Genomic DNA, 16,206 nt, shown 5'->3' on the forward strand with positions numbered 1-16,206 from the left:
GAGGGAGAAGGTGCTGGTCTAGGGTTTGGCAAGTCGAATCGCAACATGTTGAGTGCGGTGATCGGTGGCCATGTGGAAAGCGACCTATCTTTCGGAAGAGTCTTTGCTGAAGTGGGTTACAAGCGTGAGCTCTGGCGGAAAAACAAGATCGACGACTTCAGTTACGCGGGTCTAGAGTACGCTCCGACCATCGGGACGGCTTCGAAAAACCTCTGTATCGTCCGACTCGGCTACGATTTTTCTCGGGACAAATGGGGCCTGGGAATCGGCTTAGAAGGCCAGTTTAGCAACAATTGGAAGGATTATCTCGGCAACATCGTGGCCACCTATTCGTTCTGATTTTTCCAGTTTTTTTAGTTTTTTCACTTTTCATTTTAGTTACCTATTCGGCGTCGGTTCACCTCTCGGACCGGCGCTTTTTTATTGAACTTTCCAGGCCTCTTTAGCAGAATTTTCCCAGGTACCTGGATTTTTTTATAATTTTTTGGGATTTTTTGATCCAGTAGGGATATTTTTGGCAAAATAGGAATCATTCAGGAACTGAAAGTCACTGGGCCGAAGTATTACTGCAGGTTTTGTAATATTGTTCATATTTTTTATTTTTTTTCTTGCGCAGTGCTGTAGATATGAGAATATGTCAAAATGGTGTGTTGGTTAGATTTAGCCATAGCGCCAGATTATATTAGATAGAAGGAATATAGAGAGGTTATATATGAATAATAAAAGAATTAAAGAAATGTTAGAACAGCGGCTGAAGCAGCTTGGATTGCTGGGTGTTTTAGGCCTAGGTTTTGGTGTCCTAGGTACTGTAAGTTCCCAGGCGGCGTTGCCTGCTAGCGTTAATGATCAAGGCGTTACGTCCGCTGATCTTAATGCCACCACTGGTGCTGTGACCTATAATGCCAGCGCAGCTGATAAATTTGCGGTGTTGAATCTAAGTGCACCTGCTACTATAGCTGGCAATGACGTAACACTTAGTGGTCCGGGTACCATCGGTATGACTTTCGCTGCCGCTGGCGAATACGGGCTTGGTGGTTCTGGTAAGGCTGTGAAGATTGCTGGCGATCCGAAGTTATTGTTTTTTAGCAATGTGGCCAATGGTGATGTGACGATTAAAGGTGATAATATCGATGATTCGGTTTCTAAGGCTATCCGGCCTTTGCTCCTCACAACCGGTGAAAATAAATTGATTTTCGGATCATTGAGTCCTAATGGTGGCGATTCTCTGCGTATTATAAGCGGGAAAGCTGGTCTTATCCAGATGATAGCTCCAGAGGGTGTTAATGTTAAGGCATTGGTGCTTGGTGCGGCGGCCGAAGAAAAGGTGCCAGTGGTTAGGTATAAAGTCGGTGTGGCTGGAACTATTGAGATCACCGAACAGCCGGCTTCCGGTGGTAATCTGCTGGTTATATCTGGTGGAGCCAGCAAGAGTGTCCTGGCTTCGGAAGGTGGTGTGGTCTATGGTGAAAGCTCGCTGAAGATCGGTAATGCTAATGCAGTAAACAATGTGCTGAATCTGGGCAGAGACCTGGTGGTAACCGAGGGCGCAATCCTGACCCTGGCCGGTACGGATATGACTGGTAACACAGCTAGTTCAATTACAATCAAGGCTTCGAAGACTTTGGACGGCAGTGCGTCGGCGGATAAAAGTGGCAATATAGTTATTTCCAAGGGTGCTACGGTAAGATTGCTTAGCAATGTGATTCTGAGCGATACGACTGGCAAAAAGCTGACCAGTGGCTTTGTGCTAAGCGGTGACGACGATGCGGAAAACAAAACCATCGCCAAGCTGTTGGCCGACGGCGGAGCTCGCACGATTACCATTCAGAACGAATCCTCGGTGCCGGTGATCCAGGTGGCCGATGGCAGTGCCGGTTTGATCGGCGGCAATCAACCATTGATACTGAGTAGCGTCGATGGTAAGGATGTGTTGGTACAAGTGGGTGCCGGTGGTATGCTGAAGATCGATGGCTTAGTTACATTGGATTCCAAGGCACGGAACGAAGGCTCTTTTCAGGTTAAAGATAAGGCCACATTGGTGTTTATCAATGCGCCCAAATCACAATTAAATGTCGGTGCGAATGATAGGATAGTTTTTGCAGCTAAATCTGGAGGTATTTCCTTTGATGCTCCGGAAAAAGGTTCAGATGTCCCCCAGTTGATATTGGCAAGTGTTGATAGTCTTGTTAACGTTGGTGATACCAAAATCCCCATTGATCTAGAAGGTAAATCATTCATTGATTTAGGGTTGGAAAGCCCAGGTAAACATGATTACAAGGTCGTATTAATCGGTCTAGGTGATGGTAAATTTGATGATTTGATGAATAAAATCGATTGTGAAAAATTTTCCAACAGTATAGTCGCCGATGTCAATATTGGTGTAATTGGTCAAAACCTGTACGGCATCAATGGTTATGAATCCATTGCCTATGGTGATGCGTTGGCTGATAATGCTGAGTCTGTCTCAGGTATATCCGAAGATTTTGTTGATGTCATTGAATCTATGCAGGGAGCTGGAAAGCCGACAACTAATCGTAAAAAACTTTTCGGTATGTTGACAGCGAGATACGATGAAGAAGAAGAAGGGTTCGATAATGGTGACCTAGCGCGTTCAATATCACGCAGTACGGCTGCCGAGCGTAATCGTGTGACCATGGCAATTGCCAATATGGCTCGCGGTGCTGCCTATTCCCATATGTGCCGAGAAATTGGTGATAAGGAGCTATGGGCTGCTGGTATGGGCGATCTTCTTCGTCAAAAAGAAGTCAATGGCTACGGTATGCGTGCCGGATTATGGGGCCTGGCCATAGGCTACGACATGAACCTCTCGGATGAGTCGGTACTTGGTCTGTTAGCTGGTTATGGGCATGCTAAAATGAAATACAATGGGTCGACGTTACTCGATGGCAATAATGGAAGTCAACGGTCATTCTTTGGTGGTGTCTATGGTGAATGGAATTCTCTGGAAAATGCCATACGTACCAAATTTTCCGCATTAATGGGTCGTTCAAAATATAAAGAGTGGGGAAATAGACCTGTGCCTGGCACGAAACAGGAAGACTATTCGGCCGAAATAGCTAGATTCTCATCCTCTCACAGAGGCTATTGGGCATCTCTTAACGTAGATTGTGTTTATTTACCATGGGAATATAACAACATAAAGTTTGGTCCATGGGTTGCTTTGACCTATGATTATGTGAACCAAAAGAATGGGTCAGAATCCGTGGATGCAGGGCTTGATGAATCTGATGATAACCCCACCGAGCCAACCGCAACCAGCCCAGGGGCAGAAACAGCAAAATCTGATAATAATGTTGCCAAAGAAAGTGAAGACTGGGATCCGGCAGATGGGCTTATCTATAGCAAGTCCAAATGTCATATGTTGAGTCCTGTGATCGGTATTCATGCCGAAACGGATCTTTCTTTAGGTAAAGTCTTTGCTGAAGTTGGCTATAAACGCGAGCTTTGGAAGAAAAATAAAGTCGGTACCGTGGAGTATTACGATGAAGAATATTCTCCTGCCCTAGGAAATGTAGGAAAGAATTCCTGTGTAGTCAGGCTTGGCTATGGGTTAACAAAAAATAACTGGGGCTTCGATCTCGGCTTAGAAGGTCAATTTAGTAAAAACTGGAAAGATTATTCAGCCAACATAGCTGCGACCTATTCATTCTAATGAATAGTTAGATTATATTAGTGTGTTTTGTAGCACCATCCATCAGCGGGTGGTGCTTTTTTTGATGTGATGGCTTTTGATTGACAATACCTGTGGTTTGGTTGTATATTGTGCACCATTCTATGAAGTTCGTAGCTAATAAGGAAGCCGTGTTAGCGGCATTGCAACAGGTATCTAATATTGTTGGAAATAGACCGGCCATGCCCATTTTATCAAATGTACTAATAGAAGCAGACCTGGATAAAGGTGTTGTTTTTTTTACAACTACAAATCTTGATATCGGGATTCACTGTGGCATAAAATCAGAAGTTTTGGCAATGGGTGGAATTACATTGCCGGCAAAAAAGCTATCTATGATCGTCAAGTCATTGCCGGGTAATGAGTTGAGTGTTGAACTAGTAAATGATCTCAAGGTCAAGATTTCATCAAATGGTTCTGTTTTCATACTATCCGGCCTGGATCAATCTGAATTTCCTAGATTGTCAAAAATCGATGAAACTAATGGCATTACGATGAAGCAATACGATTTTGTATCGATGCTTAAGAATGTTTCCTATGCCCAGTCAAAGGATGAAAATAGGTATGTTCTAAATGGGGTGTATTTTTCGACGGAAGATGATAGGGTCAACCTTGTTGCTACCGACGGCCGGCGCTTGAGCCTTATTTCTAGAAAATTCGATGGGGCAATCAATTTCAAATCTGTTATAATTCCGGCGAAGACTGTGCTGGAATTGGAACGTATGCTTATCTTTGGTAGTGATGTAAACATCTATTCGGACGATAGGCAGATATGGTTTAGGATCCAGGTGGATAGGGAAGACAATTCCGGATTGACTGGAGACATCAGTGTTGTTTCGAAAATCGTTGAAGGCAAATACCCTAATTATAAGCAAGTGATACCAGTCACCACGGAACATCGAATAAGGTTGGATCGGGAAAGGTTTCTGGAAATGGTTCAAAGGGTTTCAATTGTTGCCGATGAGAGAAATTGTTCCATAAGATTTAAAATAGCTAATAATTCAATAGAAGCACGTTCGTTCAGCCAGTCCTGTGGTGAAGCCAATGAATCTTTGTCTATTGCCTATGAAGAAGTTCCAATAGAATTAGCCTTCAACCCGAAATTTGTGGCAGATCCACTCAGGGCTTTATTGAAGGACGAGGTGTATTTTGAGTTCAAAGATGAGCTTAGCCCCGGAGTGTTTAAAGATACCGACGGCCTGGTATGCGTTGTTATGCCATTGAGACTTAACTAGTTATATGGTACGTAGATGGGTTAGCTATGGCCGAAACGCTCATTGGTCTTGGTTATGTGTTATTGCTGATGACGGTTTTTTCCAATTTATTTAGGACACCGTTCGAGATTGGTAAAAATCGATGTCCATTGCCGGCTATTAGGATTAGCCAGGCCAGTGTTTTTATTGCTTTGATATCTTTTGCCCTGTACACTTTTCTAGGACATTTATCTTTTAAGCTGCATGAAAGTGTATTTCATGTCGAAGTCGACGAGATGACGAAGCGCTTGGTTTGTGGAACCGTTACCTATATCTGTGTGTTGGCTTTAGTTATTTTTATAATAAAAAAAGAATCTCTTACAGAATTTCTGATCCAGGATTTTGACCATTTGACCAATAAAATCTTCTCGGCCATTGGCTGTGGTCTGGTTGGTTTTTTTGTGATGGCGCCTCTGGTTGTTATTAGTATGAAGTTGACGACGCTCTTGATAGAGTCTGTAACCCACCGGAGTATTGCCCAGGAGATTGGTTCGCAGTATCTTGTTCGTCACTATTCCGATATTAATTCGATTTTCAAAAAATGTCTATCCTGGATAAATCTAATCCTATTGGCTCCAATGGTCGAAGAAATTGTTTTTAGGTTTTTGTTATATAGATTTCTTAGATGGCGAATGGTTCCCTGGGCGGCAATGCTCATCAGCTCGATGGTATTTTCCTCCATGCATGATGGCCCACGAGCCCTGTTTCCTTTGTTTATAATGGGCCTATCATTGGTGTTTATTTATGATCGTTTTGGGAATATACTTGTGCCGATGGTAACCCATGCGCTCTTTAACGCGTTTAGCATAATTTTCCTAATCCCTAGTATAACCACAGATAATTTTAACGGTATTTAGCTATGGATGTTATTAATAGGTTTCTTTCTGGCTATGAATCCAATTCCATTGAGGAAACTATCGAAGCTGGCAGGATTTTTGGAAGTATTATTGCAGAGAATTCGGTGGTTTCTATGCGTGGCGATCTCGGCGCAGGCAAGACCACATTTGTGAAAGGTATAGCTGAGTTTTTCGATATCAGTGATAATATTACCAGCCCAACTTTTAACATATTTTCACTTTATTCTGGGCGGATCAATCTATTACATGTGGATGCCTATCGACTGAATGATCCAAAAGAAGCCGAAGATATTGCTTTGGAAGATTTTTTAATACCTCCATTCCTGATGTTGGTTGAATGGCCAGAGAACCTTGGTCTATTGAATGATTGTGATTATCTGCTGAATTTTTCCCTAGGTCCTGATTGTCACAGGACAATAACCTTAGAAATTGACGAAACGTCATTACAATGTAGCATAAACTAATGGATAGGGATTTTTTCAGAAAATATTTTTGGAATGAACAACTCGGAATTGGTGTGGACCTAGGCCGTATTCGAAATTATTCAAGTACCTACACGGATCTAGAACAGAAGATAACCAAGGCTTTTAATGCCATGGCTGCACTGGAAAGCGGTGGTATTGCCAACCCGAGTGAGAACCGGATGGTTGGCCATTATTGGCTTAGGAATCCTGGGCTGGCTCCGACCGTGGAGATAAAATCCGAAATAGAAAATAGCATTACCCAGATCGAAAGGTTTGCCCAGGCTGTGCATAAGGGTGATATTGTTGGCCAGGATGGTCGTTTTGAAAACATTTTATGTCTTGGAATCGGCGGTTCTGCGCTTGGCCCAAGATTGATTTCCTCGGCCCTTACGGAGCCAATAAAGGATAAAATGAAGCTGTATTTCATTGATAATACCGATCCGGATGGCATCGATTATGTGGCAAAGGTTTTAGATGGAAAACTGGGAAAAACCCTGGTGATTGTGATGTCAAAGTCTGGTGGTACTCAGGAGACGAAAAATGCGATGCTTGAAGTCGAGCATCTGTATTACAATCATAAGATTACGTTTTCAAGACAGGCCGTTGCCGTGACCTGCAAGGATAGTAAATTGGACAGGCAATCCAGGGCAGATGGCTGGCTAAGTCGCTTCCCCATGTGGGACTGGGTTGGTGGTCGGACCAGCGTTACGTCGGTGGTTGGTCTACTGCCGGCGGCGTTGCAAGGTCTCGATTTTAAGAAATTTTTGGCCGGTGCCCGGGATATGGATTCGCTTACCCGTCGGCCTGGTCCGGATAATCTGGCAATGGTTTTAGCCGTGGCCTGGTATTCGGCTTCCCAGGGCCAGGGTAAAAAAGACATGGTGGTGATTCCCTATAAGGACAGGCTATCATTGTTTACTTCCTATTTACAACAATTGATAATGGAGTCACTTGGTAAGCGTAACGATATTAATGGACTGGAGGTACATCAAGGGATTTCCGTCTATGGAAATAAAGGATCAACGGATCAGCATGCCTATGTGCAACAGTTGAGAGACGGTCTGGATAATTTTTTCGTTACATTCATCGAGGTACTGAAAAGCAGGGTTGGCGAGTCCATCGATATTGAACCCGGCGTTAAGACCGGTGATTATCTCGAAGGATTTTTACTTGGCACACGGCTTGCTCTGTCCGAATCTGGCCGCGAATCGATTACGCTGACAATCCGCGAAGTGAATGCCTATTATATGGGTATTTTGATTGCTTTATATGAGCGTGCCGTAGGGTTTTATGCGTCGCTGATCGATGTAAATGCCTATGACCAACCAGGTGTCGAAGCCGGAAAGAAAGCGGCAAATGAGGTGTTACATACTCAACAATTGCTGTTGGAATCCCTGTCATCAAAACCTACTCCCATGACATCCGAGGAGATTGCAAAGGCCATTGATGCTGATAATGAATTGGTGTTTAAATTACTAGAATACTTGGCTGCCAATGACCGTGTGGTCCGTGAATCCACCGGCGATATCCGTAGCATAAAATATATGGCAAAAGTTGGTAATTAGCCTTGACATTATCGCTGGTGATCTAATCTTAAAAGCGATTTGGAGGTTAAATAGGTGTCAGTTCGTATTATTTTGCGTAAAGGTGAAACGGTGGTGAATGCACTGAGGCGTTTGAAAAGATGGCTCGATGTTGAAAATGTTTTCGCAGATGTGCGTGGAAGACGTTATTATGTGAAGCCTTCGGAAAAAAATAGGAAGAAAAAGAAAGATGCCATATTCAACAACAAGGTGAGGATGCGTCGCGAGGACGGTTATGAAAGTCCCTATGGCAAGAATATCAAGAAGAAAAAAGTTGCCAGGTCTGGCAATACATTGCGGATGCGGCGTGAAAATACCTATGGCACTTGATGGCTGGTTCTTTAAGATCGAACTTTTAAATTTGTTGTAATAGGCGCTGTAATCTGTATAATCAGCATTGTTAGGATGCGGATATTGGTGACAGGTGGCGCTGGATTTTTAGGAAGATGTTGTGCAAAAAGATTATCGTCCGTTGGCAATCAAGTCGTTGTTGTTGATAACTTTAGCAATTGCAATCGCGGTTTTATCGACGCCAATGTAAGGGTTTACGAAGGAGATTGCGGTAATATAGCGTTTATACGGTCGATTTTGAAAAATGATGGCATCGATTGCGTTATACATTTGGCTGATTATAACGATGTTAGTGAATCTAACCAGTTGCCACTGAAGTACTATATGAACAACCTTGTGTGTACAATGTTTTTGCTTCAGGCCGTTGTGAATGAAAATGTAAAAAAATTTATCTTTGCTTCCTCGGCCCAGGTCTATGGAAACGCCAGTGATCACCTTATTACCGAAGATACTGCTGCGGAGCCAATCAGTGTATATGGTGAGACTAAGTTGTTTTGCGAGAAGATGTTACGCGCGATTGCCCAGCAAAATAATATCAATTACGCAATATTTCGGCATTTTGATGTGGCTGGATCCTATTGTACCCGTGACCTGGCTCCTGTTAAAAATGGCCAGGATTTTAAAATATTTGGGACGGACTACAATACAGTTGACGGCACCAAGGAACGGGATTATATCCATGTGGACGACGCCGTTGAGCCCTATGCATTGGTCCTGCCGCTTCTGTCAACTTATAGATTTGCAAGTATTTATAATCTGAGCACCGGTCGATCCACATCGATGAAAGATCTGGTAGACATTACGACCAGAGCCGTTGGATTTGAGGTGAAGGTGCTTGAAAATGCCAAAAATGTTCTCGAGCCGGCCCGGTTGGTTTCTGAACCAAGAAAGGCCCAGAAAGAACTCGGTTGGCACTTGAACCACAACAACATAGACGCTATTGTCCGATCAGTGTTTGAGGCTGGAAAATAAAATACATGGTACTGGTTGGTGCTAGGGTTAGTTCCACCGATTGCTTGTATTTATGTGAGCCGATGGCGACGGTTTCGCTGAAGCCAAGATTGCCCACGTTGGTTCCTCCAAAGATGGATGAGTCGGTGTTCAGTATCTCCAGCCATCGGCCATTTTTTGGTACGCCTATTCTGTAACCTGTTCGTGTAACAGGAGTTAGATTGCAGACAACCAGCATGAATTCGTCAACGGTGCCCTTTCTTAGGAAACTCAGCACGCTGTTGTTGTGATCGTCAACCACGAGCCACTCGAAGCCATGGCAGCTGAAATCGCCTTTGGCCAGAAATGGATAGTTTGTGTATATGGTATTTAGCGATTCTATCAATGCCTGAATTCCCGAATGGTCTTGGTATTGAAGCAAGTGCCAATCAAGGCTTTGGCGATAATTCCATTCGCTGGATTGGCCAAATTCGCAGCCCATGAATAGGCATTTTTTCCCTGGCCAGGCGAACATCAAACCATACAAAGATCGAAGATGATTGGCCTTTTCAGTCATGTTGTATCCGGGCATCTTGTGTATCATAGCTTTTTTGCCATGAACGACTTCGTCATGCGAAAACGCCAGTATGAAGTTTTCCGAGTATTGGTAGAGTATGCCAAATGTGAGCTCGTTATGGTGGTGCTTCCTAAAAATCGGATCTTTCGAAAAATAATTTATCGTGTCATGCATCCAGCCCATGTTCCACTTGAGATCAAAGCCCAGGCCATGAAATTCTGTTGGTCTGGTGACTCCACCAAAGGACGTGGATTCCTCAGCGATGCTGATTACTCCGGGGAAGTTGTTGTGAATCAAATTGTTAGTTTCCCGCAAAAATTCTATTGCGGCGATGTTTTCGTGGCCACCGTACCTGTTAGGGACCCATTCGCCAGGGTTACGTGAGTAGTCCAGGTATAGCATCGATGCCACGGCATCAACCCGTAGGCCATCTATGTGAAATTTATCCAGCCAGAATAACGCGCTGCCTGTCAAGAAGTTGCGAACTTCATGTCTTTCGTAATTGAAGATCAATGTGTCCCAATCCTGGTGGATTCCCTGCTTTGGGTCCGAGTGTTCATACAAACAGGTCCCGTCGAAATTTGCCAGCGCAAAGGAATCTTTTGGAAAATGGCCAGGCACCCAATCCATGATCACGCCAATGCCGTTTTGATGAAAATGGTCGACCAAAAACATAAAATCCTTCGGATTTCCATACCTACAGGTTGGGGCGAAAAAGCCAGTAACCTGGTAGCCCCAGGATCCAAGATAGGGATATTCTGTAATGGGCATGAGTTCTATGTGTGAGAAGCCCAATGACTTAACATAGGTGCATAGCTGTATGGCTATTTCACGATAGGTCAATGGCCTGTGGTTTTCCTCCAGAACCCGCTTCCAGGAATCCAGATGTACTTCATAGATCGAGATCTTATTTTTTTTGAAATCCGTTGCTGCTCGCAGGAAAAGCCATTCGCTATCATTCCATTTATAATCATAGAGTTGGGTAACTATCGAAGCATTGTTCGGTGGTGGTTCAAAAAAGTTTCCGTAGGGATCAGTCTTAAGCACTAGCGATCCATCCCGGCATAGTATTTCGTATTTGTACCTAAAATTTTCCAGGTTTGTTGGCAGAAAAATTTCCCATATGCCAGATAACCCGATTGGTCGCATAGGGTTATATCTTCCGTCCCAGTTATTGAAATCACCAACAATCGACACACGCCTGGCATTGGGAGCCCAGAGGGCGAAACTAGTACCAAGCACTCCCTGATGTGTAATCAGGTGAGCGCCAAGCTTTTCGTAAATTTTGTGGTGATTGCCTTCGTTAAATAGATGGGTATCGAGATCTGACAGAGTCGGTAGAAATGTATATGGGTCGAAGCATTCGTAGTACCTACCTTCTTTGGTGGTGATTTGCAGTTTATATCTGAATGGATTTTTAGTATTTTTTATAAATACCTCAAAAAATCCAGTTTCGTGAATTTTTTCCAGCTCCTGGGATTGACCGGAGTCAAGATTCAGCACTTGGCAACTTTGGGCGTTCTGTAAATAGGCACGAATTACCATGCCAGTGGACCCATCATTGCTGCTCACTTCATGGATGCCAAGCAGGTCGTGGGGTGCGGAATTTTTTGCAGCAACAAAAGACGCTAATTCATCCCTGCTTATGATCATGTGTAACAGTAAATAAAAAAATAGAGTATTGACCAGATAGTTTTTTTGATCTGGAAATAAAATTATCTCAAAATTCTTCATGCTTGCGTTTGCCATAGGATTTTTAGAAGAAATCCGTGCAGGTTGGTGAAAAGATTTTTGTGCCGGAACATGTTGCCATAGTTATGGATGGCAATGGTCGCTGGGCAAAAGCTCGTGGATTTGAACGTATCTATGGCCATTATAATGGAGTCAAAGCTGTCAAGTCTGTCATAAGGTCAGCTAGGAAATTTGGTGTAAAATTCCTAACCTTGTATGCATTTTCTACGGAAAATTGGTTGCGGTCAGAGGACGAGATACGCGGCCTTATGTCATTGTATGGCAGGGTAATGTTGAAATATTCCAGGTCATTGGTTAAACAGAATATACGGTTCGGAACCATAGGCGATTTGCCAGGGCTACCCCAGATACTTCGTGACAGGATAGATTGGCTGAAAAAATATACCGCCCATTGCAATGGCTTGCTATTAACGGTTGCGTTGAATTATGGAAGCCGTGACGAGCTGCTGAGGGCGATAAATAAAGCCAATCAGGCCGGTGTGAGAACTTTTTCAGACTGGAGTGAATTTGAGAAATATTTAGATACCAGCGGACTCCCGGACGTCGATTTATTGATCCGGACATCCGGCGAGCAGAGAATTAGCAATTTTTTATTATTGCAGTCTGCCTATGCCGAACTATATTTTCCAAAAAAATATTGGCCTGATTTTTCGGATGAGGATTTTTTTGAAGCAATTAGTGAGTTCCAGCACAGACAACGTAGATTTGGAAGGGTAATAGATGCTGAGTAGGTTTTTAAGCACCATAGGTTTGTGGTTTGTTGTTTTTGCAACTTTATATTTATTTGGAGTACAAGGTGGCTTTTTTCTGCTAATTTTGGCATCAATCCTGACCCAACTTGAACTATATGCACTATTAAAAAAGATGGAATATAATTCCCTCGGCTGGGTTGGATTAATAATCGGAGTAGTAATGCTTATTGTTCCTATCTTCCTATCCAGTCCCTATGATTGTTTCGAAGTAATGGTTTCATGCTTTGTTATTTCGATTGTACTGATATTGTCATATATAGTTGTGGTAGGAACACCGTCATCGATACTGGAAGTTTTTGTTCCAACGGTACTTGGAATAGTTTACGTGCCGCTGATGTTTTCGTTGCCTGTGGCGTTCATTCGTTATATAGAGTTTATCCATGGAAGCGGCAATCCGGCTTTATATATGATAGTTTGGATGGTTGCCGTGGCAAAATCCAGCGATATTGGCGGATTGGTCATTGGCTCTCTGATAGGCGGAAAAAAGATGTCTCCCTATTTTAGTCCTAACAAGACCGTCGGAGGACTGGTCGGTGCAATTCTGTTTGCTGTAACAATTGGTGCCACAGCTCAACTGGTTATGATGCGTAACCTTGGTGTGTTTTCGATGAAATGGGCGGTGATCATTTCCGCCGTGTTGTCCCTGGTTGCCGTGGTTGGTGATTTGATAGAATCTGCACTGAAAAGACTGGCCAATGTCAAGGATTCCGGGAAAATTATACCTGGTATAGGTGGAGTTTTCGATCTGACCGATAGTGTCGTTCTGTCATTGCCGGTTGGTATTATATTAGTTAAGTGGTTGGTATTGTGAGAGATAGCGGAAAGCTATTTGTAATTTCCACACCCATTGGCAATCTGTCCGATATTACTCTACGAGCCATCGATACATTGAAATCCTGTGACCTGGTTGCCTGTGAAGATACCCGCAACACAAAGATTCTGCTAGATCATTTTAATATATGCACGAAGCTTCTGAGTTACCATGAACACAATGAAATCACAAGAGCTGCCGAGATCGTTGCCAGGATCAAAACAGGTATGAGCATCGGCCTGGTCTGTGATGCCGGAACTCCAACCATTTCTGATCCGGGGTTCAGAGTGGTGCGTGAGTGCCGGAGAAATAGTATAGAAGTTATTCCAATTCCAGGAGTTAGCGCCTTCGTCGCCGCTTTATCCGTGGCCGGGTTGCCAACGAGTTCATTCCTATTTTCAGGGTTTCTTCCTACGAAAAGTGTCCAAAGGATCAAAGCCCTACATAAATACAAAGCCAGCGATATTACGATTATATTCTACGAATCTTGCCATAGAATTTCAAGGTCCCTGAATGATATGTTATGTGTCTATGGCCCCGGGAGAGTTATTTCTATCTCTAGGGAAATAACAAAATTACATGAATTTACATTTGTGGGCTGTATTTCTGAAGCGGTAGAACGATTTACTGGTGAACAGCGAGGTGAATTTGTTATTGTTGTTTCTTCGGAAGATTATAGCCTATAGCTCATTGTGCTAGGGTTAGATTTTTCTGATTTTTTAAAATACATTGAGGTTCATAGAGGACTATCGATCAACACCATAAATACCTATAAAATTTCTCTGGAGCAGTTTGTGAAGTTCCTGGGTAGAAATGGTGTTGTAAAGAAATGGAGCGATGTGCGCAATTCTCACCTAAGATCGTTCATCATCTATCTTATGGCTGAACATAGCCGTTCCTCGGTTCTCACACGTCTTTTCGCAGTGCGTGCCATGTTTAAATTTATGCAGACGAATGGTGTTATTCAGGACAACCCAACGGATAACCTGGTCCTGCCAAAAAAAGAAAAGTCTCTTCCGAAATTTTTGTCAAAGAGCGATGTGCTGATTTTGTTAGAAAAACCCCTTGCTATGCTGGCAAGTAAGAAAATTACCGAATTTTTGGCCTACCGGGACAGTCTAATTCTGGAACTGCTATATGGTGGAGGACTGCGTGTTAGCGAACTGGTTAACCTGAAGTACAATGACATAGATTTTGAACAAGGTGTGGCCCGGATCACCGGTAAGGGTAATAAGCAGAGGCTTTGTCCCCTGGGTCGCATGGCTATCAAAGCAATAGAACGCTTCCTGGCCAAGTTCCAAATAAATACCGTAGGTAACATTGTCCGCTCTACAACTAGCAATAAATTAACAATCAGGCAGGTACAGAACCGTCTAAAGTTTTACCTAGCCGCCTGTGGGCTTCCGGCAGATATATCGCCACACAAGATCAGACATAGCTATGCCACCCATCTGCTAAATAATGGGGCCGATTTGCGTATGGTGCAGGAACTGCTTGGTCATGAAAACCTTTCAACGACCCAGATCTATACCCATGTGGAGTTCGACAAGCTGAAGGATATCCATAAAAATGCCCATCCACGAAGCTAGGTCCTATTCATAGCGCTTCCAAAAGGTTGGAGCAAATATCAGTAGGGCTGCATATATTTCTACTCGGCCTATTATCATCACTGCACTGAGAAAAAATTTGCCCAGGTTGGAAATGGTCGCGTATCTGGCTGGCTGGCTTAGTTCTCCAAATTCGACGCCGGTATTAAAAAAATTTGACGTGATGATGGAAAATATGCCCTCCAGGCTGATTTGTCTCTCTAGGAATGAAAAGATGATCACCAAAATTGAAAGCAACGCAAAGCTTGTTACACAATAATTGAAAACGGAAACCTGGTCCTCGGGCTGTATTATCTTACCGTTGATGTAGGTTTGCCGTACGACTCTTGGGCGAAATATTTTTTCCATATGCTCTGTTATGCCCTTTAGCATTATCACCACCCTCGAAACCTTCAATCCGCCGGAAGTTGATCCAGCGCAACCGCCTATGAACATCGTTGTGATTAAAATTATCTGGGCTGCCGGCACCGATATGTGGTAGTCATGAGCCGAAAAACCGGTGGACGTCAACACCGAAGAGACTGTAAACAGGCTCTTCTGGATGGAATGGAAGCCATTGGCTGGGCCTCCATTGCCTAGCTGCACCAGAGTTAGCGCCACGCTGGCAAATCCTATGATCCCCAAATAGGCCTTCAATTCTGAGTTTTCGCGAATTTTTTCATACTTTCCGGTAAAAAGATGTGTCATTAATACGAAATTTATCCCACCAAGTGTCATGAAAATAGTCAAAATAATCTCTATATATACGGAATTAAAATACCCAATGCTTTCGCTGTGGGTACTAAAGCCACCGGTGGCCAGTGTGGTTAGGGAATGACATAGGCTGTCAAACCAGTCCATGCCAAATAATCTGAGCATTAGGATACATAATCCGGTCAATATCAAGTAGATACGTATTATGGTCAATACATTGTCGCGCAGATGTCCAAACTCAAATTCCTCCACCAGTGACACCGCATCGTTGGAGTATAAAAATTTAGTTCCTGGTCCAGAAAATGGCACCAATGCTATGAAAAATACAACTATTCCCAGTCCGCCAATCCATTGACTTACCGATCGCCATAGTAGTATGCATTTGGATAGAGCCTCCGGGTGAGAAAATATGGTCGATCCGGTGGAAGTTAGTCCGGCGGTGGATTCGAAAAACGAGTCGGCCAGGCTGCAATCATTTACAAATAGATAGGGTAGGGCACCGAAAAAGCAGGCTAGTAGCCAGGATAACCCTATGGTTGCCAAGGCTTCTCGGCGGAACATATGCTTCTTGTAGCCGATGGATGCAGCATAAAATGCGCCCGAGGCAAGGGATGTTATAAAGATCGACTTTGCCCAGCCGATGGCGTTCTTGCATCCAGAAAACCCATAGAAGCCAAGTAAAAAACATAGTAGAAATGTTATGGCTAAAATCAGCAAAACGCTGGACAATGTCCTGGCGATTATTTTGAGGTTCATCGAGGCCAATCAAATGCGAACCGTTGGATTGTTCAAGTAATAAATTTGATAGAAATTGCTTGAAAAATTATTCCATAGTGTAATCTATCCAGCCAGTTGGTGATGATTGCATCGCCGAGTGTTTTATAT

Annotated in this window: 14 protein-coding genes; 12 read left to right on the forward strand and 2 right to left on the reverse strand. The window is 43.4% G+C overall.

Translation table 11 applies throughout. The annotated features are described in order from the left end of the window. From LBB20_00420 to LBB20_00455, 8 genes are all read left to right on the forward strand, one after another. The coding region (locus LBB20_00420) for an autotransporter outer membrane beta-barrel domain-containing protein (GenBank protein MDR2735296.1) at window positions 1-339 on the forward strand (339 nt) is incomplete at its 5' end. 373 nt (window positions 340-712) lie between these two features. Next, window positions 713-3,673, forward strand: a complete 2,961-nt coding sequence (locus LBB20_00425) for an autotransporter outer membrane beta-barrel domain-containing protein (protein MDR2735297.1) — start codon at window positions 713-715, stop codon at window positions 3,671-3,673. 122 nt (window positions 3,674-3,795) lie between these two features. Next, window positions 3,796-4,926 carry a DNA polymerase III subunit beta gene (gene dnaN / locus LBB20_00430; GenBank protein MDR2735298.1) on the forward strand — a complete coding sequence of 377 codons (1,131 nt, stop codon included), beginning with the start codon at window positions 3,796-3,798 and terminating at the stop codon, window positions 4,924-4,926. A gap of 26 nt (window positions 4,927-4,952) precedes the next feature. Then, window positions 4,953-5,801, forward strand: a complete 849-nt coding sequence (locus tag LBB20_00435; protein MDR2735299.1) for a CPBP family intramembrane metalloprotease — start codon at window positions 4,953-4,955, stop codon at window positions 5,799-5,801. Between the two features lie 2 nt (window positions 5,802-5,803). After that, window positions 5,804-6,265, forward strand: coding sequence for a tRNA (adenosine(37)-N6)-threonylcarbamoyltransferase complex ATPase subunit type 1 TsaE (gene tsaE, locus LBB20_00440; protein MDR2735300.1), 462 nt, complete (start codon window positions 5,804-5,806; stop codon window positions 6,263-6,265). After that, window positions 6,265-7,830: a glucose-6-phosphate isomerase gene (locus tag LBB20_00445; protein MDR2735301.1), complete on the forward strand. Its 1,566-nt coding sequence runs from the start codon at window positions 6,265-6,267 to the stop codon at window positions 7,828-7,830. The genes tsaE and LBB20_00445 overlap by 1 nt, the downstream gene beginning before the upstream one ends. Before the next feature lie 54 nt (window positions 7,831-7,884). Next, entirely contained in the window at window positions 7,885-8,178 is a 294-nt protein-coding gene (rpsU, locus tag LBB20_00450) for a 30S ribosomal protein S21 (protein MDR2735302.1), read from the forward strand. 75 nt (window positions 8,179-8,253) lie between these two features. Then, complete coding sequence (locus tag LBB20_00455; protein MDR2735303.1) at window positions 8,254-9,171, forward strand: NAD-dependent epimerase/dehydratase family protein; 918 nt, start codon at window positions 8,254-8,256, stop codon at window positions 9,169-9,171. Here LBB20_00455 and glgB read toward each other — a convergent pair. Then, complete coding sequence (gene glgB, locus LBB20_00460; GenBank protein ID MDR2735304.1) at window positions 9,137-11,455, reverse strand: 1,4-alpha-glucan branching protein GlgB; 2,319 nt, start codon at window positions 11,453-11,455, stop codon at window positions 9,137-9,139. The genes LBB20_00455 and glgB overlap by 35 nt on opposite strands. A gap of 20 nt (window positions 11,456-11,475) precedes the next feature. Here glgB and uppS point away from each other — a divergent pair, with 20 nt between their 5' ends. Genes uppS through LBB20_00480 form a run of 4 tightly spaced genes read left to right on the forward strand, consistent with a single transcriptional unit; the run spans window position 11,476 to window position 14,610 of the window. After that, entirely contained in the window at window positions 11,476-12,189 is a 714-nt protein-coding gene (gene uppS, locus LBB20_00465) for a di-trans,poly-cis-decaprenylcistransferase (GenBank protein ID MDR2735305.1), read from the forward strand. Further along, window positions 12,179-13,021, forward strand: a complete 843-nt coding sequence (locus LBB20_00470) for a phosphatidate cytidylyltransferase (GenBank protein MDR2735306.1) — start codon at window positions 12,179-12,181, stop codon at window positions 13,019-13,021. The genes uppS and LBB20_00470 overlap by 11 nt, the downstream gene beginning before the upstream one ends. After that, window positions 13,018-13,707 (forward strand): 16S rRNA (cytidine(1402)-2'-O)-methyltransferase, encoded by a 690-nt coding sequence (gene rsmI, locus LBB20_00475; protein ID MDR2735307.1) that lies wholly within the window; start codon window positions 13,018-13,020, stop codon window positions 13,705-13,707. Before LBB20_00470 ends, rsmI begins: the two co-directional genes overlap by 4 nt. 6 nt (window positions 13,708-13,713) lie before the next feature. Then, complete coding sequence (locus LBB20_00480) at window positions 13,714-14,610, forward strand: tyrosine recombinase (GenBank protein MDR2735308.1); 897 nt, start codon at window positions 13,714-13,716, stop codon at window positions 14,608-14,610. Between the two features lie 3 nt (window positions 14,611-14,613). On the opposite strand, the gene LBB20_00485 is transcribed toward LBB20_00480, so the two are convergent. Next, window positions 14,614-16,077 carry a TrkH family potassium uptake protein gene (locus LBB20_00485; GenBank protein ID MDR2735309.1) on the reverse strand — a complete coding sequence of 488 codons (1,464 nt, stop codon included), beginning with the start codon at window positions 16,075-16,077 and terminating at the stop codon, window positions 14,614-14,616. Between the last annotated feature and the right edge of the window lie 129 nt (window positions 16,078-16,206).

Source organism: Puniceicoccales bacterium (assembly GCA_031283585.1).
Taxonomy (GTDB): Bacteria; Verrucomicrobiota; Verrucomicrobiia; order Opitutales; family LL51; genus JAIRTH01.